The sequence below is a fragment of the Actinomadura hibisca NBRC 15177 genome (genome assembly GCF_001552635.1).
Taxonomy (GTDB): domain Bacteria; phylum Actinomycetota; class Actinomycetes; order Streptosporangiales; family Streptosporangiaceae; genus Spirillospora; species Spirillospora hibisca.
Genome location: NZ_BCRO01000040.1, coordinates 40,507 through 63,933, shown reverse-complemented (window position 1 = coordinate 63,933; position 23,427 = coordinate 40,507). Strand labels below are relative to the sequence as shown.

Here is a 23,427-nt window from a genome sequence, read left to right as displayed (position 1 = left end):
GGGGAAGACATGGTGCGAGGCGGGGAAACGGCGACCGCCGTCCTCATTCCGGGAAGCTAGCATCATGAGTAAAGTAGGTACCTAGAGGAAAGTGACTTCCCCGGGAGGGACGGATGAACGAGATCACCGCTATGCAGGACGTCCGGGTGGCGGGCCGGGGCAAGCCGGACGCGCAGGCCGGGTCGGAGCTGGCCTGCCCGGTCTCCCCGGTGCTCGACATCGTCTTCAGCCGGTGGACCACGCCGATCCTGTGGACGCTGAATCAGTTCGGCCGCCAGCGTTTCGTCGAACTCCAGCGCAACATCGCCACCATCACGCCGAAGGTGCTTACCCAGCGGCTGCGGCAGATGGAACGCGACGGCCTGGTGATGCGCACGTACTACCCGGAGGTACCGCCCCGCGTCGAGTACGAGATCAGCGAGCTGGGCCGCAGCCTGGCGCCGGTCTTCGCCCACCTCGCCGAGTGGTCGGCGGAGAACCTGGCGAAGGTCGACCGGGCCAGGCAGGAGTTCGACGAGGCGGACCAGCCCGCCGTCGCGGCGGCCCGCTGAGACCCGCCGGGTCACGGCGGTCGCCGTGGCCCGGCCGGACACCGGGAGACGCGGGACGTCCCGCCGGCCGCTCAGACGTCGACCGGTTCCGGGCCGGCCGCGCCGAGTACGCGCATCCCGCCCCGGTAGAAGACCAGCGGGTCGACCTCCTCGGCCGACGTGCCGAGGCCGATGACCTCGCCGAGCACGATCGTGTGGTCGCCGCCGTCGTACTCGTCGGCGACCCGGCACTCCAGGAACACCAGCGCCTCGGTGAGCACCGGCAGCCCGTTCGGGGTCCGGTGGTGCGGCACCTCGGACAGGTGTGCCGACTCCCGGCCCGCGAACCGCCACGCCACCTGCTCCTGGCGGTGCGTCAGGAAGTCGACGACGAAGCTCCCGGATTCTTCCAGGGGACCGCGCAGCCGGGACCCCCGGTGCAGGCAGAACAGCACCAGCGGCGGTTCCAGCGAGACGGACGTGAAGGAGTTGACCGTGGTGGCGGCATCGGTCCGCTCGCCGCCGCTGGTGATGACGGTGACCCCGGTGGGGAAACTACCGCAGACGGTGCGCAGGGCACAGCTCTCGTCCTGGGCGCGAACATGATCTCGGTGATCAGCCGCTCCGAGGCCGGTCGCGTCCTGGCCAGCCGCAGGCCGAGCGGCGCGCCGCTGTTCAGCGGCGCGCTGTCTGCCTGGTCCGCTGCCTCAGTGACCGGGTTCTCCCGGCTGGCAGGCGGTGCGGTCGCTACCCCGCAGGTCTCGGCGGCGTTCCGCAGCCCGTTGGAGCAGATGTCCCACGGTTCTTGGCTGTCGGCGCAGGCTGACCGGAACCGGTGGGGCGTGCTGGATTCGCCCTGGAACGTCGCGCGCCTGAGCGGGCTGTCCAGCTCGGTCCTGGCGCCGCTGGCCGGGCAACTGACCGGTCTGTTCGGTGGTCACCACCTGCGGTTGCTGGACCGGCGGGCCGAGCAGTGGCAGAAGCTGGTGGCGCCGTGAACCTCGCGGATCTTCGCACTGGTCGAGCCGCTGGCCTTCCAGTTCCGCACGCAGATGCTGGGGTGGTGGCGTGACGGGCGCTTCGGCAGCGGCAGCGCCCGCCGGCTGGGCAACTGGGCGCTGGACAAGGCCCTGTACGTGCGCGAGCAGATCCTCAGCCGCTTGGACGACGGACCGGTCAAGGAGTTCATCACCCGCGTGCCTGGGTCGCAGCACGATGACGCCGGAGCTGGTGGAGGCGGTCAAGTCGGTGCTGCTGGACGACGGCTGGCTGGTGCTGGCCGGGGGAGCGACCTCCGGTGAACTGATCGGCGACTTGGGAAAACGCGTTGACCAGGAGCACCCGCGGTGGCGGCCGGAGTCCAGCCGCCAGCTCAACTACCGGCCGGTCGGCACGCTGAACCAGGTCACGCTGTCGCCCAAGGGCCAGCTCCAGGACCGCAGCCAGCACCTGCCCGCCTGGACTCCACCGTGGTGCGGGCCCGCCAGAGCGCCGCAGGCGCTCAAAAAGGGGGCGCTGCCACCAGGGGCTGGGGCAGTCCTGGGGCGGGCTGACCAGCAAACTCCACTTGGCGGTCGACGGTCGCGGGCGGCCGCTGGGGCTGGTGATGACCGGCGGCAACGCAGGTGACTGCACGATGCTGGCGGCGGTGCTGGAGCAGATCGCCATGCCGCGCCCGGGCGGGGGCAGGCCCCGGACCCGGCCCGATCACCTGGTGGCCGACAAGGGCTACAGCAGCCGGGCCATCCGCGCCTACCTGCGGCGGCGCGGGATCGGCGCGACCATCCCCGAATGCGCCGACCAAGCCGCCGGCCGGACTCGCCGCGGCTCGCGCGGCGGACGCCCACCGGCCTTCGACCCTGAGATCTACAAACGCCGCAACGTGGTGGAACGCTGCTTCAACCACCTCAAACACTGGCGCGGCATCGCCACCCGGTATGACAAGACCGCCCAGTCCTACCACACCGCCGTCACCCTGACCGCCCTACTGATGTGGCTATGAACTTTGACGACACAACCTAGCGCTTCACGGCGGCTCCCGCGAGCGCTCCCACGGCCGAGGGCGCTTGGTGCCCAAGGTCGGGCAGCCACAGCGCCGGGGAGACCAGGCCCGGCTCGATCTGCTCCAGCCCGTCGAAGAACTGCTCGATCTGCTCGGGGGTGCGCAGCCGGTAGGGGGCCGCGCCGCTGGCGTTGTAGCCCTGCTGGGCCTGGACCAGGTCGGGGTGGATGTCGGTGGCGTCGCTGAGGGCCAGGTAGCTGCCCGTAGGCAGCGCGTCCATCAGGTGGCGCACGATCTGGCGGGCCTGGTCGTTGTCGGTAATGTGTCCCAAGACGGCGATCATCAGGATCGCGACTGGCTGGCCGAGGTCTAGGATCTGCGCGGTTTCGGCCAGGATGCGGCCGGGGTCGCGCAGGTCGGCGTCGATCTGATGGATGGCGCCCTCAGGGGTGCTGACCAGCAGCGCCTCCCCGTGGGTCACCGCCATCGCATCGTTGTCGACGCAGACCACACGGCACTGGGGCGCCAGCAGTTGGGCGACCTGGTGGGGGTTCTCGTCGGCGGGTAGTCCGCTGCCGAGGACCAGGAACTGCCGGACGCCTTTGGCGACCAGGTAGCGGACCGCGCGGGCTCCGAAGGCCCGCTGGCCATGGACCAATTTGAAGATTCCAGGAAACAGGCGGGCATACTCCTCGGCCGCCTCTCGGTCGACGGTGAAGTTGTCTTTGCCGCCCAGCCAGTAGTTCCAGACGCGCGCGGAGTCTGGGACCCAGGTGTCGATCCCGCCCAGCAGGTCTTTCTGAGTCTTTCTCAGGAATTCAAGGTCTTCTCGGGAGTCCATGCGTCGTTATCCCTAGGCGGGTTAGCTGCGGTTCGGAGGTTGTTCCACAGGTCGGTGACGGTCCTAGCGCGGCCGGGGCGGGTCTCAACGGTGACCGGATCGGGACCGGTGCGGTCGATCCGGCGGATCCACCGTTGTCCGCCGCCGGCCAGCAGCTGGTACTGGATCGGCTGGCGGGGAGAGGATTCGGCGATCAAGCGCCCGTTTGGGGTGCGGTGCCTGGTCCAGTCCAGGTCGGCGGGTTCGCCGGGCAGTCGCGGCGGTGCGGGCCTGGTCATGGGCAGGCCCGCACCGGTAGGGCGGGCGTCATGAAGGTCTCCGGCGGCAGGGATCGGTGGCGGGTAGGCGTGAAGCGCGGGGCAGTCGATTGGGCCGGGCGGGGGCGGGGATGACCGCCAGAGGCAGGTGCGGATAGGCCGCGGCGGAGGCGGTGACGAAGGCGGCGAGCAGTAGGCGCACCATGATGCTGGGCGTCTACCGGCTCGTCGGTGTCGGCGTGCTCGCCCGCTGGTGCGGGCGCCGAGTCGGCGGGCAGGGGCAGGCGGGGATGTCGAAGTTTCTGCTGCCTGCAAGATCCCATGGGGCGGTGGGGGCGGCGCTGAGATGCGCCGGCTCCCATCCGTCTTCAACCCATCCGGGCGGGATGAAGGGGCGAGCACCGGAGGCGATGGCGGTGATGTCGGAGCCGGTCAGGTCGCCCAGGCTGGCCTGCCCGTCCAGTACGCCGTCGTCGTGGGCTTCGCGGATCTTGTCCACGGCCAGGCCGCCCAGCACCACGGCTTGGCCGTAGGCGGCGGTCCAGCGCAGGTAGGCGGCCTGCGCGTCGTTCACGCAGGTGTCGATGGTCTCGACCAGGTCGGCGAGCTGGTGGGTCTGGGCCGCCCAGGCGGCGACCATGTCGGTGCAGTAGCGGCCGGTGCAGGTGATCTGGCTGCCGACGGTGCCGGTGTAGGAGCCGGGGTAGCGGATCCAGACCACCACCAGGTCCTCGTCCCGCCAGTCCTCGGCGAGCATGATGATGTCCACCGGGGGGCCGCCGGGCTCGCGAACGGCCCGGGTGACCGACCAGGCACGCGACGGCATCATGATCACGCGGGCGAGGACCTCGCGCACCCATGCGGCGTGCAGGTCGTCGCCGAGCCCGGGACCGACGGGCGGCGCAGGGAAATCGATCATGAGCGGGTCCACCAGTTGGAGGAGAGACGGTCGTGTAACTCGCCGGGAGTGCGTGCGGCGATGGTGTGCGGCCCGTGCACCGCGGTCCAGGGACGGGGATGGCCAGGCAGGTAGAGGATGCCGATGCCACCGGGCCGGTCGTGGCGGCTGGGATTGAAGCGGTGCCGCAACGCCTCCAGCTCCCGCTGCTGGCCGGGCGGCGTGACCTGGACCGCGGACTTCTCGCCGTCCCTGCCCGAGGTGTCGGGTGCGTCGGGCGCGTCGTCACGCCCTTGCCCACTCCCCTGTTGGCTTCCCGGCTCGGCCGCCGGGTCCGGGACGGCGTCCATACCGACCGGCCGGGGCGTCCGGGTGGTGCTGGGCGTGGCGACTGGGGCTTCCCTAGGCCCGACATCCAAGAACGCTGTGCCAGGCACTACGTCGGGGGGCGCGTCATGCCGGTTGTGGTCCGGCTGTGCGACAGGCCACGGTGGACGTTCGGCGACGGCGGAGAGCCGCTGCGGCGGGGTCGTGCGCTGCGGGATCATGCGGTGCCTCCCGGGGGCTGCAGGGCGGTCCGCAGGTCGTCCCAGTACTCCGGGCGGGCCGGGACCAACCAGCCGCCGTCGCTGCCGGTACCGGCGGCGGTGTTGAGGTCGACCTCGCAGATCCACAGCCGTTCCTGGTCCAGGACGTGGGGCCGGCAGGCCAGGCGGCGCGTGCCGGTGCGGGTGGGCGGGTGGAGGTAGAGCGTCAGGCCCGGGGCGGTGTGCGCCTGGTATCCGTGGCGGGCCAGTTCGGCGGCGGCGTTCCACAGCAGCGTGTAGGCCATCTGCTGGGCCAGGTGTCCCAGCAGGTCGGCCGAGGGGCCGAGTGTGGTGTTCATGTCGAAGTCCTTGGTGGCTTCCGGGTGCAGGGTCAGGGCTGGTCGGGCGCGGGCGGCGGGAGCAGCCGGGCGACTTCGGCCAGGCGGGTGCGGACGAAGTGGCGGTCGGGCAGGGCCGCGGCGTCGGCCAGGTCGGTGGCCTGGTCGTAGTGGGCGCGCGCCTGCTGCGGGTCGTGGTCGTGCAGGCAGATCGCGGCGCGCAGGCACAGCTCCTGCGCGCGGTCGGGCACCGAGGGGTCGGGCCACAGCGGCGCGATGCGGTCCAGGACCTGGCGCGCGGCGTCGCTGTGCCCGGCGTGCAGCTCGGCGGCGGCGTTGTCCAGGCCGTTGCGCCAGCGCAGGTAGGGCTCGTCCAGCGACGCCAGGACGGCGTCGACGGTGGCGAAGTACTGGGTGGCCTGCTGCCAGTTGCCGGTGCGTGACAGCGCGACGGCCAGCTGCCGCATCAGCAGGGCTTGGCCGCGCGGGTGGTGGACGGCCTGGTAGAGGGCCAGGCCGCGCTCCAGCACCGGCAGCGCCTCGGCGTGGCGACCGGACTGGAGCAGGGTGGCGCCCTGGTGCTCGGCCGCCGACGCCTCGCCGAGCAGGTCGCCGATCTGCGTGAACAACTGGCTCGCGTCGGTGTAGTGCTGCTCGGCCAGGTCGTAGTCGCCGCACTGGCGCTCCAGCACGCCGGTGAGCATGTGGATGCGGGCCTGGGCGCCCGGATCGGCGCACGCGCGCGCCGAGGGCGCCGCGATCCGGCACAGCACCCGCCACAACATGTAGTCCTTGGTGTGCACCAGGTAGGCCTGCATGACCTCGGCGGCCTGCCAGGCCAGGGCGTGCAGGCCCTGTTCGGCGGCCTGGCGCTGCGCGGCCACGATCACCGGCGCCCAGGCGCCCAGCCACTCCAGCGCCGCGCGCCGGTCGGCGGGCGCGGTGGCGCGGGCGGTGTTGTGGGCGGTGCGCAGCGGGGGCAGGCACGCGCCGTACAGGGAGGCGGTGCGGATCCGTCCCGGCGCCAGGACCAGGTCCTGCTGGGCGGCCTGCAGCAGGTAGTGGCGGATCGCCCGCGCCACCGCCACCCGCAGGTCCAGGCCCTCCAGGTCCACCTCGTCCTGGGCGGCGGCGGTGCGGGCGTAGTCGGTCACCTGCTTGCGCATCCACCACTGCAGGTCCTCGTGATCCACCAGGTCGGCCTGGTAGAGCTCCGACAGGAGCCGGTCGGTGCGGGCGGCGTCCAGGGCCAGCGCGGCCCCGGCGGCCGCCGAGGAGAACATGGCCCCGGGCAGATGGGCGAGCACGAGCAGCGCCCGGCGAGCGGGCGCGGTGAGTTCGCGGGCGGCGGTGCGGATGGCTTCGGTCACGGCATGCTCCAGGGGCGGCAGGTCGCAGGCGGGGTCGGCGGGTGCCGACAGCAGCTCCACGACACGGGAAAGGGGGTGGGGAGCCAGGCGGACGGCGTGGGCGGCGGCCAGCCGCAGCACCAGCGGAAGCCCGGCGCAGCAGGCGGCCAGGGTCTGCACGGCCGCCGGGTCGCGGCGGGCGGGGTCGCCGATGAGGTCGGTCAGCAGCGTGACGGCCGCGTCCAGGGGCAGCGGGTCGACAGGGAGTTGGTCGTAGCCGGGCAGGCGGCGACGGCGGCTGGTGGCCAGGACCAGCCCGCGCGCGGGCAGCAGCGGGGCGATCTGCGCGGTGGTGTCGACGCCGTCGATGACCACGATCGGCGCGACCGGGGACGCCGCGGTCGCGGTGCGGAAGGTCGCGGCGGCCTCGGCCAGGCTGACCGGCGGCGGGTAGTCGCCCAGCGCCCGCAGCCACCACCCCAGCACCAAAGCGGCAGACAGGGCCGGGTCGGCCGGGAGGGCGGGGTCGGTCAGGTCCGTCCACAGCACCGGCATCGCGGCCGGGTCGGCCGCCGTCACCCGCAGCGCGGCCGCGACGTGATGAACCAGCGCCGACTTGCCGCTCCCCGGCGCGCCCGACACCACCCACACGCTCGGGCGGTCGGCGGCCGCGGCGTCCTGCCCGGCGCGCAGCAGCCGCTCCACCAGCTCGCTGCGGTCCACCATGGACGGGGTGGGCGGCACCATCATCGGCGCCGGACGCCCCAACGACGCAGAAGACGGCACGTGATGCAACGGCGCGGGGTGCAGCGGCGCGGGGTGCAGGTGCAGGCCGCCGCTGATCGACCCGGTCTGCACCACCACGCCGCTGTCGCCCGTGGCGGCGTTGCGTGTCCCGGTCATGAAGCCGGTTCGTCGCTGGCCGCGGGCATCGAGGCGGTGGAAGGCGTCGAGGCGGCGGACGTCGAGGAGGCGGACGGTTGTGTGGAGCGATCTCGGGCTCGTCGCACCGCCGCCCGTACCCGGCGGCGGTGGCCGGTGGCCGGTGGCGCGACGAGGTTGTGGGGGCCGGGGCGGACGGGGATGAGGTCGGGTCGCATCATCGCGGCGGTGACGCCGATGCAGAGAAACGCCCCGACCAGCCGGCCAGACAGCACGCCGAATTCCACCAGCGTGAGCACGTTGTAGATCAGGTGGCCGATGATGATCGGCCACAGCAGGCCGGTGCGCCAGTAAAGCCACGCCTGGACCACCGCCCACGGCACCAGAGTGATCACATCAGCGCCGAAATACATGTGGGGCGCCAGGCGCAGCGCCACCGACAGCGCGATGATCTGCCAGGCCGAACGGCGCGCCGCCGTCATCAGCACCACCACCACCGCGACCATCGGCAGCTCTTCCAGCAGGCCAGCTCGGACCAGGCGCACCAGGTACTCGGTGTGAGTGGTGATGCCGAGCGCGTCGGCTTGGCTGCCGGCGAAGGTCGGCAGGTTCAGCACGGAGGACAGGGTGGCGCTGGCCCAGCCCGCCGCCAGCGAGATCCACACCACCATCACCACCGTCAGCGCGGTCCGCTGCGGTGTGGCGTGCGGCGTCGGCCAGGTACGGGAGCCGGGCGTCAGGCGCGCTGGCAGCAGGCCGGGCAGCGGGCGGCCGGTGGCGGTGACCACGATCCAGCACAGCCAGGTGGACGCGATCGTCACCGCCACCGCGGCGACGGGCCGGGCGATGTGGTCGGTGTGGGTGAGCGAGGCGTAGATCGGCAGGGCGCAGCCTGCGGCCGCCAGCGTCAGCACCGCGATCCATGCTGCGCGGCGGTGGGGCATGCGGCGCCGGGCCAGCAGGCCCGCGGTCCAGGCGGCGGTGCCCAGCAGCGTGACGGCCGAGGCGCTGGCGGGCGGCAGCAGATCCGCCACCATGTCCAAGCCGATCACGTCGCCGGCCGTGAAGACCAGGACGTTGATCGCCAGGATGCGGGTGAGCGCGCCGCGCACGTTCAGCGCCGGAACGTCCGGGTGGGAAGCGTCCGGACGCGGGGGCCGGGTCGCTGGGCAGGAGTCGGTGGAGGAGCCGCCGGAGGGCTCGGCGGAGGAACCGGTGGTCATGTGGAATCCGTGTCGTGGTGGGAGGTGTCGGGGAGATATCGAGCCAGTGGTGATCAGGGCAGATGCCTGACGGCTGCTGGCGGCCGTCCTAGCCGGGGCAGGCCGTCTGCTGGACTTGGTGCTCCAGCAGACGGGGCGAAGGAGCAAACAAGGCGGTCATCGGGGCGGTCGTCAAGGTGGTCATGACGCGTCACCGGCCCATGGCTGTGCCGCCCGCGCCGGGGCGTCGGGGCGTCTGGCCACCTGGACGGGCATGTGCGCCCAGCCGTGCGCGACCGGTCCGGCCACCGGCGTCGGAGACCCGGCCAGCTGCAGGTCGCAGTCGGTGAACAGGCGGCGTAGCGCGATCTCGGCGGTGGTGCGGGCCAGCGCCGCACCCAGGCAAAAGTGCGGGCCACCGCCGAACGCCAGATGCCGCCCGCGCGGGCGGGCCACATCGAACCGGTCGGCGTGCGGGCCGTGGGCGTCGGGGTCGCGGTTGGCGGCGCCGTAGCACAGCAGCAGCGCCTCCCCCGCGGGGATCGGAGTGCCCTCGATGCGGAAGGGGCGGGCGGTGTAGTAGAAGGGCAGCGCCGCGATCGCGGGAGCCCACCGCAGCACCTCCTCCACCACGCCCGTCCAGCGGTTGGCGGGGTTGGCGGCGATGACCGCGGCGAGCTGGTCGGGGTGGGTCAGCAACGCGCGCACGGCGTTGCCGAGCAGGTCGGTGGTGGTGGTCAGGCCCGCGCCGACCATCAGCATCATGGTGTCGACGGCCTGCTGGCGGGTGAGCTGGCCGCTGGCGTGCGCGTCGCCCAGCACGCTGGCCAAGCTGCCGTGGACCTGGTCGGCGCCGATCCGCTTGCTGGGGCGGGCGTGGGCCTGGATCAGCTCGCCGAAGACAGCGGCCAGGTCGCGGTAGACCGCGCCGCCGTCGGCGACGGTGCCGTCGAACGCCTTCAAGCACAACTCCTGCAGATGCTGGCGGTCCTGGCCGGGCACGCCGAACAGCTCGCTGATCACCTCGGCCGGGATCCGCCGCGCGAACGTCGCCCGCAGGTCGACGACCTGCTCCTCGGTCTGGAGCAGGTCGTCGATCGCGGCGTTGGTGGCGCGGGTGATGACGGGCCGCCACTGGTCACTGCGGCGCAGCGCGCCCAGCGGCGGCCGCGCCAGCCCCCGCAGCCTGTAGAGCTCGGGGGGATCGGCGGTGAACATGTTGTCGACCTCGACCCAGCTGCGCAGCGACCAGTCGGCCGACACCCGCCCCGACGTCCACGCCCGCCAGTTCGCCGGGTTCTTGCTGATGGCGGTGCCGGTGGTCGCCTCGCGCAGCACCTGCTCGATGGCGCGGTGGCCGGTGACCGCCAACACCGGCACACCCAGCAGATCGACCTCCAGCACCGAGCCGCGCGCCAGCAGCTCAGCGGTCAGCTCGCTGAAGTCGGCGTCGACCGGGAAGCGCCAACGGCCATCGTCAGAACCCAAGGGAGACCTCCTCAAGGCAGGGCGAAGACAGGACAGGACAGGGCAGAGCAGGAGCGAGTGGGACCGGCGGTCCCGGCGGCGGCCGCGCCCGCTACCGGGACCGCCGGCGCATGAACGGCAACCGCAACAACCGGGACGGCGGCCGGGACGGGGTCGTGCGCCGGGCTTGCCAGGGCGGGGACGCCGCGGTCGCCGGATGCTGACGGGCCGAGGTGCGAGAGGCGGGGGCCGGGCGCTGGGCGTGTTGGGCGGTGAAGGTGACCGGCAGGTCCATCAGGGCGCGGGCGAAGACCGACTGCCGGTGCCGCAGGTCCTGGGGGCGCTGCTGGGAGCTCAGGCCGGGTAGCGCCGCACGCAGCTCGGCGATGGCGATGTGGGCGATCAGCAGCGCTATGTGCTGGGCCGGGCAGGCGTGGTCCCCGGCACCGAACCCCACCCCGCTGCGGTTGCCGATGTGCAGGCCACGCGGATCCATCGGGTGCAAGGCCGGGGTTGGCAGACCGGCCGCCGCCAGCCCCAGCAGCACCAGGTCGCCGGCGCGCACACCGGGATAGATGTTGTCGCGGGTGGCCACCAGCCCCGGGTAGTGGGTGATCGGCGGTTGCTGCCGCAGGGTGAAGTGCAGCAGGTCGGGAAGCTGCATCTCCCCGTCGGCCAGCGCGGCGGCGACCGCCGGGTCGGTCAGCGACAGCGCGACCGCGGAGCTGATCAGGTTGGCGGTCGGCTCGCAGCCCGCGCCGATCGTCACCACCATCGTCTGGATCATCTCCTCCACGCTGCCCAGGCCGGGCGCGCTCACCAGCGCCGAGGTGAAGTCGGCCGGAAGACGCCGCCCGGTGGCCAGCAGCCGCTGCCGGTCAGCGATCACCCCGCTCAGCAGGTGCTCCAGATTCCCCAGAGCCGTCGGCGCGTCGGCTCCGTCCCAGATCCGCGTTACCAGGTCCGTCAGCCGCCGGGTGCTGTCAGGAGTCAGTCCGAAAAGCTCGCCCATCATGGTGCGCACCAGCGGGCGGCAGTACTGGCCGACCAGGTCGGCGTGCCCGTCGGCGGCGAATTCGGCGATCAGGCGCTGCACCACCTGGCCCGTGCGGGCCGCGACCCACTTCACATCCAAGCCCTTGAGCGCATCGGTGACCGGCCGCCGCAGCCGGCCGTGCTCGGCCTCCTCGGCGAACAGCAGGTTCGGGCGCCATGACAGCATCGCCAGGATCTCGGCCTGGTCACCGATACGCCCCTCGGCCCACAGGCGCCAGGCGCGGGTGTCGCGCGTCCACAGGTGCGGAGTGCGGCAGATGCTGGTGATGCGCTGGAAGTCCAACGCCAACCACACCGGCACGCCGGGGGCGATCACCACCGGCGCCAGCGAGCCGTAGCGGGCCAGCAGGTGCTCATAGGTCTGCTCGGGATAGGCGATGACGCCAGGGTCATACAGCGCGACCAAGCCCTGGCCGTCGGACGGCAGCGGCTGGTCCGGGGGTGTCGGGGGAAGCGGGGGAAGCGGGGACATCGCAGGGACTCCAGCTTGGTGGGACCGCGCGGTCCGGCTGCGGGGCACCAGACCACACGGCGGTCACAGTGCGGCGGTCACAGCAAGCGCGGGCAGGTCGGGCGAGGAAACTGGTCGGTCACCCACGGAGGAAGTCGGTGGAAGGGACATCGCAAAGGGCCTGTCAGATCGGGGGAGACACCAGGGAACTAATGTGGGTAGGTCGATCTAACGGGGTCGGTGCTTTGATGCGCGTCCCCGCTCTCCAAACATTTCGTTCGGGAACCACAGCACTTCTACCTGCAAAAATGCTTGTTATGGGCAACGAACGTCCGGGCCGCAGACGTGTTATGTTCCAACTGGCCGCAGGCGATGCTGAGGGAGAGGGCACACTGGAGAAGACGACGTCCCCTCGGATATGCGGGAGTGCCGGTGAGCGCACCGCCACGGCGAGCGAGCCGCGAATACATCGAAAGACTGCGCGCGCGTTTGATCGCGCTCGGCTTCGATGATCAGAGCGTTCCAGAGCAGATCGCGCAAGACCTGATCAATGCCTGCGGCAAACGGCCGCGAGAGGCGTGGCGGCTGGGGGTCGGTCTGTCCTTGCAAAAGGTGGCCGACAGGATCAACGCCCGACGCCTGGACGAACGCGCTTCGATGAGCAAGACCCGCATCTGGGAGATGGAGCAGTGGCCTGCCGAGGGCGGCGGGCGGCGCGTCACCGTTCCGAATCTGCAGATGCTGGCCCGGCTCTACGGCACGACCTGGGACCGGCTGGTGGATCTGGTCGACTTGGCTGCAATGACAGAAGAGGACCGGCACGAGTATCACGCCGTACGCGCATCGCTGCACCGGCAACCGGTGCTGAACACCCAAAGCACTCTGTCGCCTGCCCGCGACCTCCTAGGAGGAGAAGCGGACAGCATCCTGACACGAGCAGCCGAGGAGTCACTCGAACTAGCTGACTGGACCCGCTCCACCAACGTCACCGACGACCTGATCCAAGAGCTATTCCGCACCCTACGGGGCACCGCCCACGCCTACCTGTGGCTACCTCCGGTCCCTCTGCTCCAGCGCACGCGCAAGACCCGGACCCGCATCTTCACCCTGCTCCAGGGACGACAGAGCCCCACCCAGAGCCGCGATCTCTATGTGGCGGCGTCCTTCGCGTGCGGGATGCTCGGCTGGATGACTGGGGATCTGGGCAACCATCTGGCCGCGATGGACCATGCCACCGCGGCCTGGTCCTGCGCCGAGGCGGCCGACCACCCCGGGGCGCGCGCGTGGGCGCGCGTCGTTCAGGCCAAGACCGCCTACTGGGAAGGCGATTATCTGGCGTCGGCCGATCTGGCCTCCGATGGTCTGCGTCTCTCCGTTCACGACAATGCCCCGGTCCTTCTCGCTCTCCTGCAAGCCCGTGCCCATGCCCGTGTCGGCCGCGTCGCTGAAGCCGAGGAGGCACTGGACAACTGGCGCACCCGACGCGAGCTCGTCTCGGCACCCGACCAGATTGGTGGTCTGCTCGGCCTCAACACCGCCCAGCAGCACTACCTGGCCGGAACCACACACTTGGAACTGCGCCAGCCTGAGATCGCGCTCGCCGAGAGCAGCCATGCGCTTGCGCTGTTTGAGGAACTGCCGGTGGAGGAACGCTTCTACGGCGCCGAAGTACTAGCCCGGCTCGACGCCACCCGCGCGCACCTGCAAAGCGGTGAGCTTGACGGCGCGGCCGAGATGATCGGCCCGGTCTTCACCCTGCCACCCGAACAGCGCTTGGACACCTCACTCGGCGCGTTGAACCTGGTCAGGCGATGCTTGGCCGATCCCCGCTACCGCGGCACCCCAACCGCCCAGCAACTCCAAGGAGCCATCGAGGCCTACACCCGCAGCGCTATCAGCCGCGAACTGCAACCCTGACCGGATGCGCATCATCATCGTCGGCGCGGGGATCATCGGCGCCGCGCTGGCCGACCGCCTCGTCCACGACGGCCTTGCCGCCTCCTCGCCTGTACAGATCACGGTGATCGACGACCATCCACCCGGTTCTGGCACCAGCGGCACCAGCTTGGCCTGGCTCAACGCCAACGACCCAAGCGACCTCGCCTACCACTCGCTGCGCGTGGCAGCCCTGCGGACCTGGCAGGAACTGGCGGCCGGATTCAGCAACCCAGCCTGGTACCGTCCCGTCGGCAACATCACCTGGGCCACCGCCGCCTCGGCGCGGAAACGACTGGCCGCCCGGGTCAACGCGCTGGCCGCCCACAACTACCCCGCCCGCCTCATTACCGAGGCGCAGCTTCAGCACCTTGAGCCCGCCGCTCGCCGTCCTGCTCCAGAAGCGGTGATCGCCCACTACCCCGGCGAAGGCTATGCGGACGGCATCCCCGCAGTACAGGCACTGCTCGACCGAGCCAGCCGAGCCGGAGCCACCGTACTGAAAGAACAGGTGGCACGGTTGATCTCCCGTGGTAGCCAGGTGACCGGCGTTCGGTTGGCCTCTGGGCAGGACCTGGTCGCCGACGTCACCATCTGCGCAGCAGGATGGCGCTCTCCTATCCTGCTGGCAACGATCGGCCTGCAGCTCGCCCTGGCCGACGCCACCGAACCCCGCTCACCTGCCCCCTGCCTGATCGCCACCACCACGTCGGCACCCGGCATGGTGACCGGGCTGCTGCACACCCCCGACCTCTATCTACGTTCCACCATCGGTCAGCGGCTACTGCTGGAGGCCAGCGACCTGGACACCGACATCGACATGACCACTCCGCAACCCCACCTCGACGAGCTGGCCGCCGAACTGCTCGACCGAGCACGCCGTCTCCTGCCGGGCCTGAACGCCCGTATCGCCCAGGCCAAACGCTGCGTCCGCCCACTACCCACCGATGACCGGCCCCTGATCGGCTGGCAGCAAGAGGGGCTGTACACCGTCGTCACCCACAGCGGCATGACTCTCGGCCCACATCTGGCCCGCTTGACCAGCCGGGAAATCCTCGCCGATGAAACTGCTGAGGTCCTCGCCGCCTACCGACCGGGGCGTTTTTAGCCGCACCGTCCTTGGCGGGCAAGCGGTCAGCGCGCGCGATAGCTCCAGGGGTGGCCGGCGCCGCGATATTCGGCGACGCTGATCGGTGTCACGCCGGGTCGCATCCGGTCCAGGTACAAGTGCCCGGCGAGGTGGTCGACTTCGTGGCGGACCAGGCGCGCCATGGCGTCGGTGAAGACGGTGATGGTCGGGGTGCCGTCGAGGGCGGTGTGTTCGACCTCCAGCCGCAGCGCAGAAGGCACCATGCCGCGCACGTCGAAAAGGCTGAGGCATCCTTCGTACTGCTCGTCGTGCTCGGCGGACTCGGCGATGATGTTCGGGTTGAGCAGCACGACGGGTTCGGCGTCGTCGCCGGGCGGCTGGACGATGGCGGCCGCCCGCGGTGATCCGATCTGCGGGGCGGCCAGGCCCATGCCCTTGCCGAACACGTGGTGCTCGCGGACCCGGACCATCGCGGCGAGCAGCTCGTCGACGAGCCGGCGCGCCTGTTCGGTCTCGGCCGGTAGGTCGAAGGGCACTGCGGCCCTGCCCAGGATCGGGTCGCCTTGCTGGACGATCCCGGCAGCGCGCATCCGGTCGCTGGGCGTTCGCAGGTCCGGGCCGTGCCCGCCGTCGGCGGGGCGGCCGCGCAGCGCCCACTCCAGCCGGTAGCGGGCGTTCAGCGGCGGATTGGAGGTGCGCCACTCGAACACCGCCACCTCGCCGTCTGGGCTGGCGGTGGTGCTGTGTTCGACGGGCGTGTGCAGCGGGACGGCTTCGGCGGTCTCGGAGGTCTCGGTTCCCCACACCCTGGGATCCAGGCCGGCGGGGAACACCAGCCGCACCGACAGGCGGTGGGTCGGCAGCCGCACCGCGCGCTGGAACCACGGCCCCCACAGCTGGTCCGATACACGGTAGGAGTACTCCAGCACCGCCCGCTCCCCCGGGTACAGCGGGAACCGGCCGTCGCCGTTGTCAAAGCACAGCCAGACCTCCTTGAAGCTGTCGCGGTCATGTTTGGGCCGCCAGCTCATCGGTTCGCCGTTGCAACGCGCGGTGAGCTGCAGGTCGTCGAAGGTCAGCGGGTGCGCCCGGTACAGGCGCATCGCGGCGGCCGGGTCGCCGGGGTGGCGGTCGACCGAGATCCGCACCAGGTAGCGGGTCACCGGGTCGGGTCCGGCGTTGTAGATGGTGCGGCGCATGGTCGCGGTGAACACCTGGCCGTCGTAGCGCAGCTCGGCCTGGTCGTCCTCGACGATCAGACCGCCCGTGCCGCGCGCCGTCACCGGTGCCCGGCCACCCGTCTCGCCGCCGGTCCCGCCCGCCGACGTCGTCCATGCCTGCCAGATCTCGCCGCCGGCGTGCAGGGCCTCGTCGGCCTTGCGGGCGAACGCTGCCGATCCGGGCGCTCGCCCGTGCTCGACGTGCGACACATAGGTGCGGGTGAAGCCCATCGCGTCGGCCAGCGCGGTGCTGGTCATCCGGCGCGCTTGCCGCCATCGCTTCACGATCTGCCCAAACGGTTCCGGTTGGGCCGGTGGGATATTGGTCACCTTGGCGGGCCTCCCTCCGGGTGCGGGCGGCCGTGAACGCCCGTGGCGGTGTGAATGAACCGTGAATGACGGTAGCTCACTCTGTCCTCACCCTCCAGAGCTGGCGTGTCCTCATGAAGCCGCGGCTCACTCCCGCGCCGTGGCCCTGAGCTCCGGAGGTCGACGTGACCCGTCCCGTGCGCACCATCGACGGCGAGGCCGCCCCCGACGACGGTTTCGGCGCAGCCATCCGCGACCTGTACGACCTCGGCCCCGCTCCGGGGCGCGTCCTGCAGGTCATCGAACGCGAGGACGGCTGCGTGTCCTTAGAGGACATGTACCGTTACTACACCAGCCCCGACGAGTGGCCCGCCGCCGAGCGTCGCGCCGTCGCGCTGGCCCGAGGCCGCGTCCTGGACATCGGATGCGCGGCTGGCCGACACATGCTCGCCATGGACGGCGACCGTGAGGTCATCGGGATCGACCCGTCCGCCGGTGCCGTTGCCGTCGCCCAGGCGCAGGGCCTCGACGCCCGGCTCGGCACCGTCCTGGACCCCGGTGACATCGGCCGGTTCGACACCATCGCACTGCTCGGCGGGAACCTCGGCCTGCTCGGCTCGCGCGAGGAGGCGCCCGCCGTCCTGTACAGCCTCGCCCGTCTCGCCCGGCCTGGCGCGCAGCTCCTGGCCATCGGCCACGACCCCACCCGCAACCCGCTGCCCGAACACCGCGCCTACCACCAGACCAACCGCAAACGCGGCCGGCTGCCCGGCCAGGTCCGCATGCGGGTCCGCTACCGCACCTGGAAGTCGGCCTGGTTCAACCGGCTGCTGGTCACCCCTGACGATCTCGCCGTTCTGCTGGAGGGCAGCGCATGGACGCTCGGCGAGGTCACCTACTCCGGCCCCGTCGGGTTCTACCTGGCGGAGATGGCCTACACCGAAACCCCCAGCCACACCGAAGTCCCTCCTGCCGGCGACCGGGCGTGTTAGGACAGTCCCATGACCGACGACACCGCCGCCATCAAGGCCCAGCTCGCCGCCCTCACCCGCCAGGTCGAGCAGCTCACCGCAGCCGTGGAAGACCGCAGCGCCCAGGACGAAGCCAAGCCCGCCCACGCCGCCGCCCCCGTCCTGCTCACCCCCGGCGACGTCGCCGCCACCACCTTCACCGTGCCGCGGCTGCTGTCGGGCTACCACACCCCCGAAGTCGACGCCTTCATGCAGAAGGCCGCCGAGACGATCGCCGAACTCACCCGTCAGCGCGACGAGGCGATCCGCCAGCGCGACGCGCTCGCGGCAGGCTCCTAGCGCCGCGCCGGGCGCGATTGAAAGACCTCGAAGGGCACTCAAAGGAGCAGGGCCCGGCCAGACGGCCAGGCTCTGCTCCCTGTATGGATGTTCGCGAGATACAGCCGGCAGGGTTCGGAGGCGGGGACGGGCAGCGTGCTCTACGGTCATCGCCATGGGGAAGGGAGGCGCGGCACCCCGCCATGCCGAGCGCGAGGCCCGCGACGCCGCCTACCGGCAGGTGCTCAAGACCAGAGCCGAACTGGAGCAGCTCGCCGCGCTGTCGGATCAGAAGGCCGCTGCGGCCGATGGTCGTTATGGGCAAGCCGGGACAGAAGAAGCCGGTCCGGGAGAAGCGGCCCACGGTCCAGCTGCGCGACGTGCGGCCCAACGAGGTACGGTGCCCGCGTTGTCTTGCCAGGGCGGGCACCGCGTGCCGGAACCAGCGCGGTGAAACCGTCGGCGCGCACGCCGACCGCGTCCGCGCCGCCGCTGAGAAGGGGCAGCGCCCCTCACGCGACGCCGTCGAGCAGCGCCAGCTCCAGGACTATCTCGCCGGCGCCGCCGAACCGGTCGCGGGCGGCGCGCGCAACCGCATGGACGAGTTGTTCGCCGGCCGCCGCGAGGCCGCGACGACCCGCGGCCGGTCTTCGGCTCGGCAACACCGCGAGAACGGCTTGTAAGGACCGCTCTGAGTCGCTGTCGAAGGCCTGCGTCGTGCACTCTTCGGGCGGCGATGTTTCCCCGCCCAGGAGCACTGTGTGATCACCGCTCCGAACGCCTTGATCGACGTCGAGCAGTACCGGATTGGCTACGTGACGCCTGTGGGCCTCGCCTGGATCAACATCGATGAAGCTGTCCCGGTGGACAGGAAGAGCCGGGGGCGGTGCGAGCCGTTGCTGGTGGCGGCGGCTTCATCCGGCTTTTGTGAACTCGATTTGCCTGGCGATGAGGAAAAGTTCGGCGCAGTCGACTTCGGGTGGGAACTGAGCTGTGATGCGGTGGTGGAGGTGCTGCCGGTAGGTGACTTCGGCGAGTTGCTGGTAGAGGTTCATGTCGAGTTGCCGTTGGGAGGAGAAGCAGTCGAGCGCTTTGGTCTTGGCGCGTAGGAGGTCGGGGGTGCCCATGAAGAACAGGGTCGGCTCGAAGTCGATGCTGTAGGGCGAGCGGAAGTAGCGCAGGTTCGCGGCTCCACGCAGGGCGACGGCGGTGGCTTCGGTTCCGGTGGTGGTGTGGTCGAGGTGCTGGTCGGCGGGATAGTGGGTGTAGACGATGTCGGGTCGGGTGTGGTCGACCAGATTGACCAGGGCGGCGTTGATCTCGCCTCGGTGATCGGTGAACCGGCTGTCGCGGATGGCGGAGAAGGTGTATTCCGAGACGCCGAGCAGCTTGCCGGCCGCGAGACATTCGTTCCGACGGACCAGGCCACGCTCTGAGGCGTGGCCGGGAGCGTGGTCGCCGGTGGTTAGGCAGTGCACGTGGACGCGGTCACCGTCGCGGGCGTGCGCGAGCATGCGCATGCCCATCGCGATCTCGGCGTCGTCGGGGTGCGCTACCACGATGAGGACGGTCGTCACCTAGCCTCCTCCTTCGGCGGGCAGATGCGGTAGAGAGCGGCCCGGAGAAACACGGGCGCGCCCGGGTTTCGTGAGGTCAGACGCCGGTACGAGCCAAGGCGCTGAGTGCGTGATGGCCGCGGTCGATGAGAACGGTGTCGTTCCTGGCCAGGCCGGTGGCCAGGTAGGAGACGGCCAGGCGGGCGGTCAGCAGGAGCAGCACGCGGTGTTCCTGCGCGGCCGGCTCACGGTCGTAGCCGGTGAGGAAGGCGGCCCGCAGGTCGGGGCGGGTCGGCCACACCGCGCCGTGGAGCCACACCATGTCCTGGACGGCCAGGCCGTGGTCGGCCATCTCGAAGTCGATCACCGCGAGGGTCTGGGCGTCGGCGTCCCACAACCAGTTGCGCGGCAAGTAGTCGCCGTGCCGGTAGACCAGCGGAAGTTCGGCGGCCAGGCCGGGCAGTTGGGTGGCGACGTCGCGGACCAGGGCGCGCTGGGCGCCGTCCAGCCGATCGCCGAGTTCGTCCAGGCAGTCGGCGGCCTCAGCGGCCTGGTCGGCCAGCTCTTTCCTCAGCGCCTGCCGGGCGTGCGGCGCGGCGGTTTCGAGATGGCTGTGCCAGCGGCGCAGAAGCCGCCCGGCGAACTCGTGCACCCGGGTCTCGACCGCTGGATCAAGGGGCAGGTCCCGGACGATGCGTCCGGGCAGCGCGGTGGTCAGGACGGCCTGCAGAACCGGGTCGGCGGCCAGCATCCGCGCTGCCTGACCGGGGCCGAGTACGGCGGCGTGCCGGTAGGCGGTGGTCTCGCGGGCGTAGCTGCGCGGTGAGGGGCTGAGCTTGAGGTAGGCGGTGGTGTCGCCGTCCAGGCGCCAGACCCGGGAGTTGGCACGGTTCCAGGACACGTCGGTCGCGGTGGTGACGCCCGGCAGGTGGCGGGCCACCCAGGGGCGAAGATCGGCGGGCAGGCCGTGGGGCAGGTCGTCGGGCAGGGCGGTGTCGCGCATCGTCGGGGTGTGTCTCCGGTGTCGCGGTGAGGTCCCGGGGCAGCCCCGCCCCGGCGCGCGTGCGGCGCGTGTGCTGCACGGGATGCCGAGCGTCGTCACCGCGGCGGGACCGCTCATCCTCTCATCTCCTGCGGTGGCGGCACGGGATGGCGTAGCGGCGCGTGGGCGGGGCACCTGCGGGTTCTCCGTTCAGAAGTGTTCGGGCAGCCAGGGTTCGCGGTCGCTGGTGGCGCGGATGAGGTCGGCGATGGTGGCCTGGTCGCCGTCCACGCCGGCGAGGGCCGCGGCGGTGGTGGTGCGGTAGCCGCCGGCATACCAGGCGGCGAACTGGCGGCGGGTCAGGGTGCAGCGGCCGGGGGCCGAGGACGGTTCCAGGTCGGCTTGTCCGTCGCCGATCAGAAGCGTGTACCGGGCGGGTGGTGCGGTGGGAGTGTCGGCGACCTCGATCGGGATGGCGGTGTTGAGGGAGGGGGGCCAGCCGCGCCGCCGGATCGCCTCCCCCAGGTCCAGGATGCGGATCATCCAGGGATGCCAGTGCCGGGCGGCCGCCGACCCGATGCGGTGCAGTTGCTCTAGGAGCACGGGCGTGGGCGGCAGGCCGGTGCGCTGGAACAGCACGATGGGGATGCGGCTGTTGTAGCGGCCGAGGAAGGCGAGCATCGCGGCGGCGTCGCCGCCGGTGCGGGCCCAGAAGTCGTGGACCACGACCTGCCGCTGCCCGGTGTCGTCGTGGCCGGACGCCACCGACAGCAGCCCGGAGGGGGCGTGGCCGGGCAGGTGGAACCGGTAGGTGGCGTACTGGGGGTGTTTGTCGGCCTGCCAGGTCTGCCACCAGGACGGACGCTGCCAGGGCCCGTTCCAGCCAGCGGCCAGCTCTTGCTGTAGCGATGGCGTCTGGGGGCTGGTGCCGTGGCTGATCTGGTAGCCGGTGTCGGGAAAGCTGCGCCGCAGTTCCTCGGTGGGGATCGTCCAGGTGAACGCCGGTGCGGGGGCGGCCCACCCGAGCCGGTGCCCGTATCCGCTGGAGGTGGTCCACACCGTCGCCAGGACCGCGCCCTGGTCGCGCAGCGGGCGGATCCGGTCGGCCAGCAGGCGGGTGGTGAGGTGGCGGCCGCGTTCTTCGGGGGCGACGCATCCGGCGGCCATGCATGCCGCAGGGACGGGACGCCCGCCGAAATACTGCGGGACCAGCAGGCCGAGGCCGCCTGCGATGACCTGGCCGCCGCGTAGCGCGACCCGGGTGTCGGCGTAGGGCTGAAGGTGGGCGAGGTCGGGGATGGGGTGGCCGTAGCTGCGCGTGGCCAGGTCGGTGTACCGGTTCCACAGGGCTTCATCAGCGGCCACCACCTCCACCTCCTCATCCGCCTCCTCGCCCACGTCGTCCAAGGTGTCCGGGTCGTTGTCGGTCACGCCGGGCTCCTTCCTGTTCTTGGTGTCGGCCAGGGTGGCCGGGTGGGGTGGTCGGGTGGGTCAGTAGCCGGTGGTGGCGCGGACCGGGTCGGCGTCGGCGGGCACCAGGAACGCGCGGGTGAAGGTGATGACGCGCTGGTGGTGCTGGTTGTAGCCGTTGACGCGGCAGGTGATCACGCCGTGCTCGGGGCGGCTGGTGGAGCGGCGCGCGGCGAGGATCTGGGTTTCGGCGCGCAGGGTGTCGCCGACGTGCACGGGGTGTTCGAGGCGGAGCGCGTCCAGCGCGAGGTTGGCGGTCGTCAGGCCACTGGTGGAGCGGACGGTGGCGCCCAGCACGATGCCGAGGGTGACCATCCCGCACACCAGGGGCCGGTCGCGGCCGGTCGCGGCGCAAAACTCCAGGTCGCTGTGGACCGGGGCGGGGTTGCCGGTCAGCGCCAGGGTGAGCAGGTGGTCGGTTTCGGTCACGGTGCGGGCGGGCCGGTGCTCGATGATCTGGCCGATGACGAACTCGTCCAAGCCGCGGCCGACCAGCTCGCGGACCCGGTGGTCGCCGACGGCCCGGTAGCCGGGCGGCACCGGTTCGTCCGGGCCGGTGGTGTTGCGGGAGTCGGAAGGCCGAGCGGTGACCGGCAGAGCGGCGGCAGCGAGGGCGCCGGTGGGGAGGGCGTCGGTCATCAGGTCGCTCCTGGCGGGGTGCGGGTGGTCTCGGCTTGCTGGAGCAGGGCGCGGGCGGCGGCGACCAGGGGCGGGCCGACCATCTGGCCGCTGCTGTCGGTGGAGATCCCCGCCGTGGTGTCGGCGGCGCGGACCACCGCTCGCGCGTGGTCGAGTTCGTCGGCGGAGGGCTGGAAGGCTGTTTGGATGCTCGGGAGCTGCTTGGGGTGGACGGCGCCCTTGCCGGTGAATCCCAGATCGCGCGCCTGCTGGGCTTCGCGTCGCAGCCCGCCGGGGTCGGCGAGGTCGAAGTAGGGCGAGTCGACCGCGGGCAGGCCCGCCGCGGCGGCCGCGGCGGCCAGGGCGGCGCGGGGGTAGAGCAGAGCGCGGTCGGTGCGGCGGCACCGTGCGGCGGCGGCGTAGTCGGCGGCGCCGAACACCACCCCGGCCAGGGCGCGCGCAGACAGGATGCCGGGGAGCCGGCTGATGGCTTGTGGGCTTTCGATGAGCGCCCAGAGGGCGGGCCGGTCGGTGCCGAGGACGTCGGCGACCAGATCGACGTCGCGGGCGGCTTCGACTTTGGGAATCAGCAGCACCGCGGGCCGGGCAGCGGTATCGGTGAGGGCCAGCAGATCCCGCAAGCCGCAGACGGTGCCCGGCGCGTTGATCCGCAACCCCAGCACCGGCATCTCGACCGTGGTCTCGACCGTGGTCTGGGTCGTGGTCTGGAGCGTGGTGTCGATGAGGAAGTCCAAGGCGGCGGTGCGCGCCTGCTGTTTGAGTTCTGCAGGGACGGAGTCCTCCAGGTCCAGCAGGGCGACGTCGGGGCCGCAGGTGAGCGCGGCCGGATACCGGCCGGGCTCTGACCCGGGGGTGATGAGCCAGGTCACGCCCTGTGCGGCGGCTCGCGTGCCCATCTCGGTCACCGGGCCGGCAGGCGTGAGGCGATCAGCTGGTCGAGCGCGGGCAGGGTCGCGGTCGCCGCCAGTTCGTCCTGGCCGACCTGCACGCCGCGTTCAGCGAGCAGCAGGCTCAGCTCGGCGAGCGCAAGGGAGTCCAAGCCCGCCTCCTCCAGGCCGGTGTCCGGACCGCAGTCGCCCGGTTCCACCTTCAGCACGGCGAGCATGTCGCGCAGCTCAGTACTCACGGCACCCATCA

General features: G+C 71.5%; 25 protein-coding genes. 9 read left to right on the top strand and 16 right to left on the bottom strand.

Annotation, left to right across the window (positions count from 1 at the left end):
- Positions 1-113: 113 nt before the first annotated feature.
- Complete coding sequence (locus AH6_RS19595; protein ID WP_245679382.1) at positions 114-551, top strand: winged helix-turn-helix transcriptional regulator; 438 nt, start codon at positions 114-116, stop codon at positions 549-551.
- 71 nt (positions 552-622) lie between these two features.
- Here the strand turns inward: AH6_RS19595 and AH6_RS19590 are convergent, their stop codons facing one another.
- On the bottom strand, positions 623-1,105 hold the full coding sequence (locus AH6_RS19590) for a flavin reductase family protein (protein WP_067481855.1): 483 nt from the start codon (positions 1,103-1,105) through the stop codon (positions 623-625).
- Positions 1,106-1,132: 27 nt separating this feature from the next.
- Between AH6_RS19590 and AH6_RS19585 the strand changes: the two genes are divergently transcribed.
- The 3 genes from AH6_RS19585 (at position 1,133) to AH6_RS19575 (ending at position 2,532) form a co-directional block, all read left to right on the top strand.
- Positions 1,133-1,528, top strand: a complete 396-nt coding sequence (locus AH6_RS19585) for a hypothetical protein (protein WP_067481853.1) — start codon at positions 1,133-1,135, stop codon at positions 1,526-1,528.
- A 217-nt stretch (positions 1,529-1,745) separates the two neighbouring features.
- A complete protein-coding gene (locus tag AH6_RS43875) occupies positions 1,746-2,159 on the top strand; it encodes a hypothetical protein (RefSeq protein ID WP_067481851.1) in 414 nt (137 codons plus the stop codon).
- Entirely contained in the window at positions 2,059-2,532 is a 474-nt protein-coding gene (locus AH6_RS19575) for an IS5 family transposase (RefSeq protein ID WP_083983194.1), read from the top strand. Before AH6_RS43875 ends, AH6_RS19575 begins: the two co-directional genes overlap by 101 nt.
- 16 nt (positions 2,533-2,548) lie before the next feature.
- Here AH6_RS19575 and AH6_RS19570 read toward each other — a convergent pair whose 3' ends face one another.
- From AH6_RS19570 to AH6_RS19535, 8 genes are all read right to left on the bottom strand, one after another.
- On the bottom strand, positions 2,549-3,373 hold the full coding sequence (locus AH6_RS19570) for an SAM-dependent methyltransferase (RefSeq protein WP_067481849.1): 825 nt from the start codon (positions 3,371-3,373) through the stop codon (positions 2,549-2,551).
- Between the two features lie 474 nt (positions 3,374-3,847).
- Positions 3,848-4,549, bottom strand: a complete 702-nt coding sequence (locus AH6_RS19565) for a hypothetical protein (RefSeq protein ID WP_067481847.1) — start codon at positions 4,547-4,549, stop codon at positions 3,848-3,850.
- A complete protein-coding gene (locus AH6_RS19560) occupies positions 4,546-4,878 on the bottom strand; it encodes a hypothetical protein (protein WP_067481845.1) in 333 nt (110 codons plus the stop codon). The genes AH6_RS19565 and AH6_RS19560 overlap by 4 nt, the downstream gene beginning before the upstream one ends.
- Before the next feature lie 194 nt (positions 4,879-5,072).
- A complete protein-coding gene (locus AH6_RS19555) occupies positions 5,073-5,414 on the bottom strand; it encodes a hypothetical protein (RefSeq protein ID WP_067481843.1) in 342 nt (113 codons plus the stop codon).
- Between the two features lie 32 nt (positions 5,415-5,446).
- Positions 5,447-7,645 (bottom strand): tetratricopeptide repeat protein, encoded by a 2,199-nt coding sequence (locus tag AH6_RS19550; RefSeq protein WP_067481841.1) that lies wholly within the window; start codon positions 7,643-7,645, stop codon positions 5,447-5,449.
- Entirely contained in the window at positions 7,642-8,847 is a 1,206-nt protein-coding gene (locus AH6_RS19545) for a CPBP family intramembrane glutamic endopeptidase (protein WP_067481839.1), read from the bottom strand. The genes AH6_RS19550 and AH6_RS19545 overlap by 4 nt, the downstream gene beginning before the upstream one ends.
- Positions 8,848-9,027: 180 nt before the next feature.
- A complete protein-coding gene (locus tag AH6_RS19540) occupies positions 9,028-10,314 on the bottom strand; it encodes a cytochrome P450 (RefSeq protein WP_083983192.1) in 1,287 nt (428 codons plus the stop codon).
- 91 nt (positions 10,315-10,405) lie between these two features.
- A complete protein-coding gene (locus tag AH6_RS19535) occupies positions 10,406-11,821 on the bottom strand; it encodes a cytochrome P450 family protein (protein ID WP_067481837.1) in 1,416 nt (471 codons plus the stop codon).
- Between the two features lie 411 nt (positions 11,822-12,232).
- Here AH6_RS19535 and AH6_RS19530 point away from each other — a divergent pair, with 411 nt between their 5' ends.
- On the top strand, positions 12,233-13,717 hold the full coding sequence (locus AH6_RS19530; protein WP_157431579.1) for an NsdA family TPR-like regulatory protein: 1,485 nt from the start codon (positions 12,233-12,235) through the stop codon (positions 13,715-13,717).
- Positions 13,718-13,721: 4 nt separating this feature from the next.
- Positions 13,722-14,843, top strand: coding sequence for an NAD(P)/FAD-dependent oxidoreductase (locus tag AH6_RS19525; RefSeq protein WP_067481833.1), 1,122 nt, complete (start codon positions 13,722-13,724; stop codon positions 14,841-14,843).
- Between the two features lie 26 nt (positions 14,844-14,869).
- Here AH6_RS19525 and AH6_RS19520 read toward each other — a convergent pair whose 3' ends face one another.
- Entirely contained in the window at positions 14,870-16,330 is a 1,461-nt protein-coding gene (locus tag AH6_RS19520) for a peptide deformylase (protein ID WP_281180264.1), read from the bottom strand.
- A gap of 209 nt (positions 16,331-16,539) precedes the next feature.
- Here AH6_RS19520 and AH6_RS19515 point away from each other — a divergent pair, with 209 nt between their 5' ends.
- The 3 genes from AH6_RS19515 (at position 16,540) to AH6_RS19505 (ending at position 18,326) form a co-directional block, all read left to right on the top strand.
- On the top strand, positions 16,540-17,346 hold the full coding sequence (locus AH6_RS19515; protein WP_083983189.1) for a methyltransferase domain-containing protein: 807 nt from the start codon (positions 16,540-16,542) through the stop codon (positions 17,344-17,346).
- Between the two features lie 9 nt (positions 17,347-17,355).
- Complete coding sequence (locus AH6_RS19510; RefSeq protein ID WP_067481829.1) at positions 17,356-17,664, top strand: DivIVA domain-containing protein; 309 nt, start codon at positions 17,356-17,358, stop codon at positions 17,662-17,664.
- Positions 17,665-17,960: 296 nt separating this feature from the next.
- Entirely contained in the window at positions 17,961-18,326 is a 366-nt protein-coding gene (locus AH6_RS19505) for a zinc finger domain-containing protein (RefSeq protein ID WP_067481827.1), read from the top strand.
- A gap of 231 nt (positions 18,327-18,557) precedes the next feature.
- Here AH6_RS19505 and AH6_RS19500 read toward each other — a convergent pair whose 3' ends face one another.
- The 6 genes from AH6_RS19500 to AH6_RS19475 all read right to left on the bottom strand — a co-directional run bounded on the left by AH6_RS19500 (position 18,558) and on the right by AH6_RS19475 (position 23,416).
- Complete coding sequence (locus AH6_RS19500; RefSeq protein ID WP_067481825.1) at positions 18,558-19,220, bottom strand: PIG-L deacetylase family protein; 663 nt, start codon at positions 19,218-19,220, stop codon at positions 18,558-18,560.
- 76 nt (positions 19,221-19,296) lie between these two features.
- Positions 19,297-20,202 carry an aminoglycoside phosphotransferase family protein gene (locus AH6_RS19495; protein WP_067481823.1) on the bottom strand — a complete coding sequence of 302 codons (906 nt, stop codon included), beginning with the start codon at positions 20,200-20,202 and terminating at the stop codon, positions 19,297-19,299.
- Positions 20,203-20,391: 189 nt separating this feature from the next.
- Entirely contained in the window at positions 20,392-21,612 is a 1,221-nt protein-coding gene (locus tag AH6_RS19490) for a GNAT family N-acetyltransferase (RefSeq protein ID WP_218005886.1), read from the bottom strand.
- A 60-nt stretch (positions 21,613-21,672) separates the two neighbouring features.
- Entirely contained in the window at positions 21,673-22,290 is a 618-nt protein-coding gene (locus AH6_RS19485; RefSeq protein WP_083983187.1) for a MaoC family dehydratase, read from the bottom strand.
- Positions 22,290-23,186, bottom strand: coding sequence for an HpcH/HpaI aldolase/citrate lyase family protein (locus tag AH6_RS19480; protein ID WP_067482088.1), 897 nt, complete (start codon positions 23,184-23,186; stop codon positions 22,290-22,292). Before AH6_RS19480 ends, AH6_RS19485 begins: the two co-directional genes overlap by 1 nt.
- A gap of 5 nt (positions 23,187-23,191) precedes the next feature.
- A complete protein-coding gene (locus tag AH6_RS19475) occupies positions 23,192-23,416 on the bottom strand; it encodes a phosphopantetheine-binding protein (protein ID WP_067482086.1) in 225 nt (74 codons plus the stop codon).
- Positions 23,417-23,427: the final 11 nt, after the last annotated feature.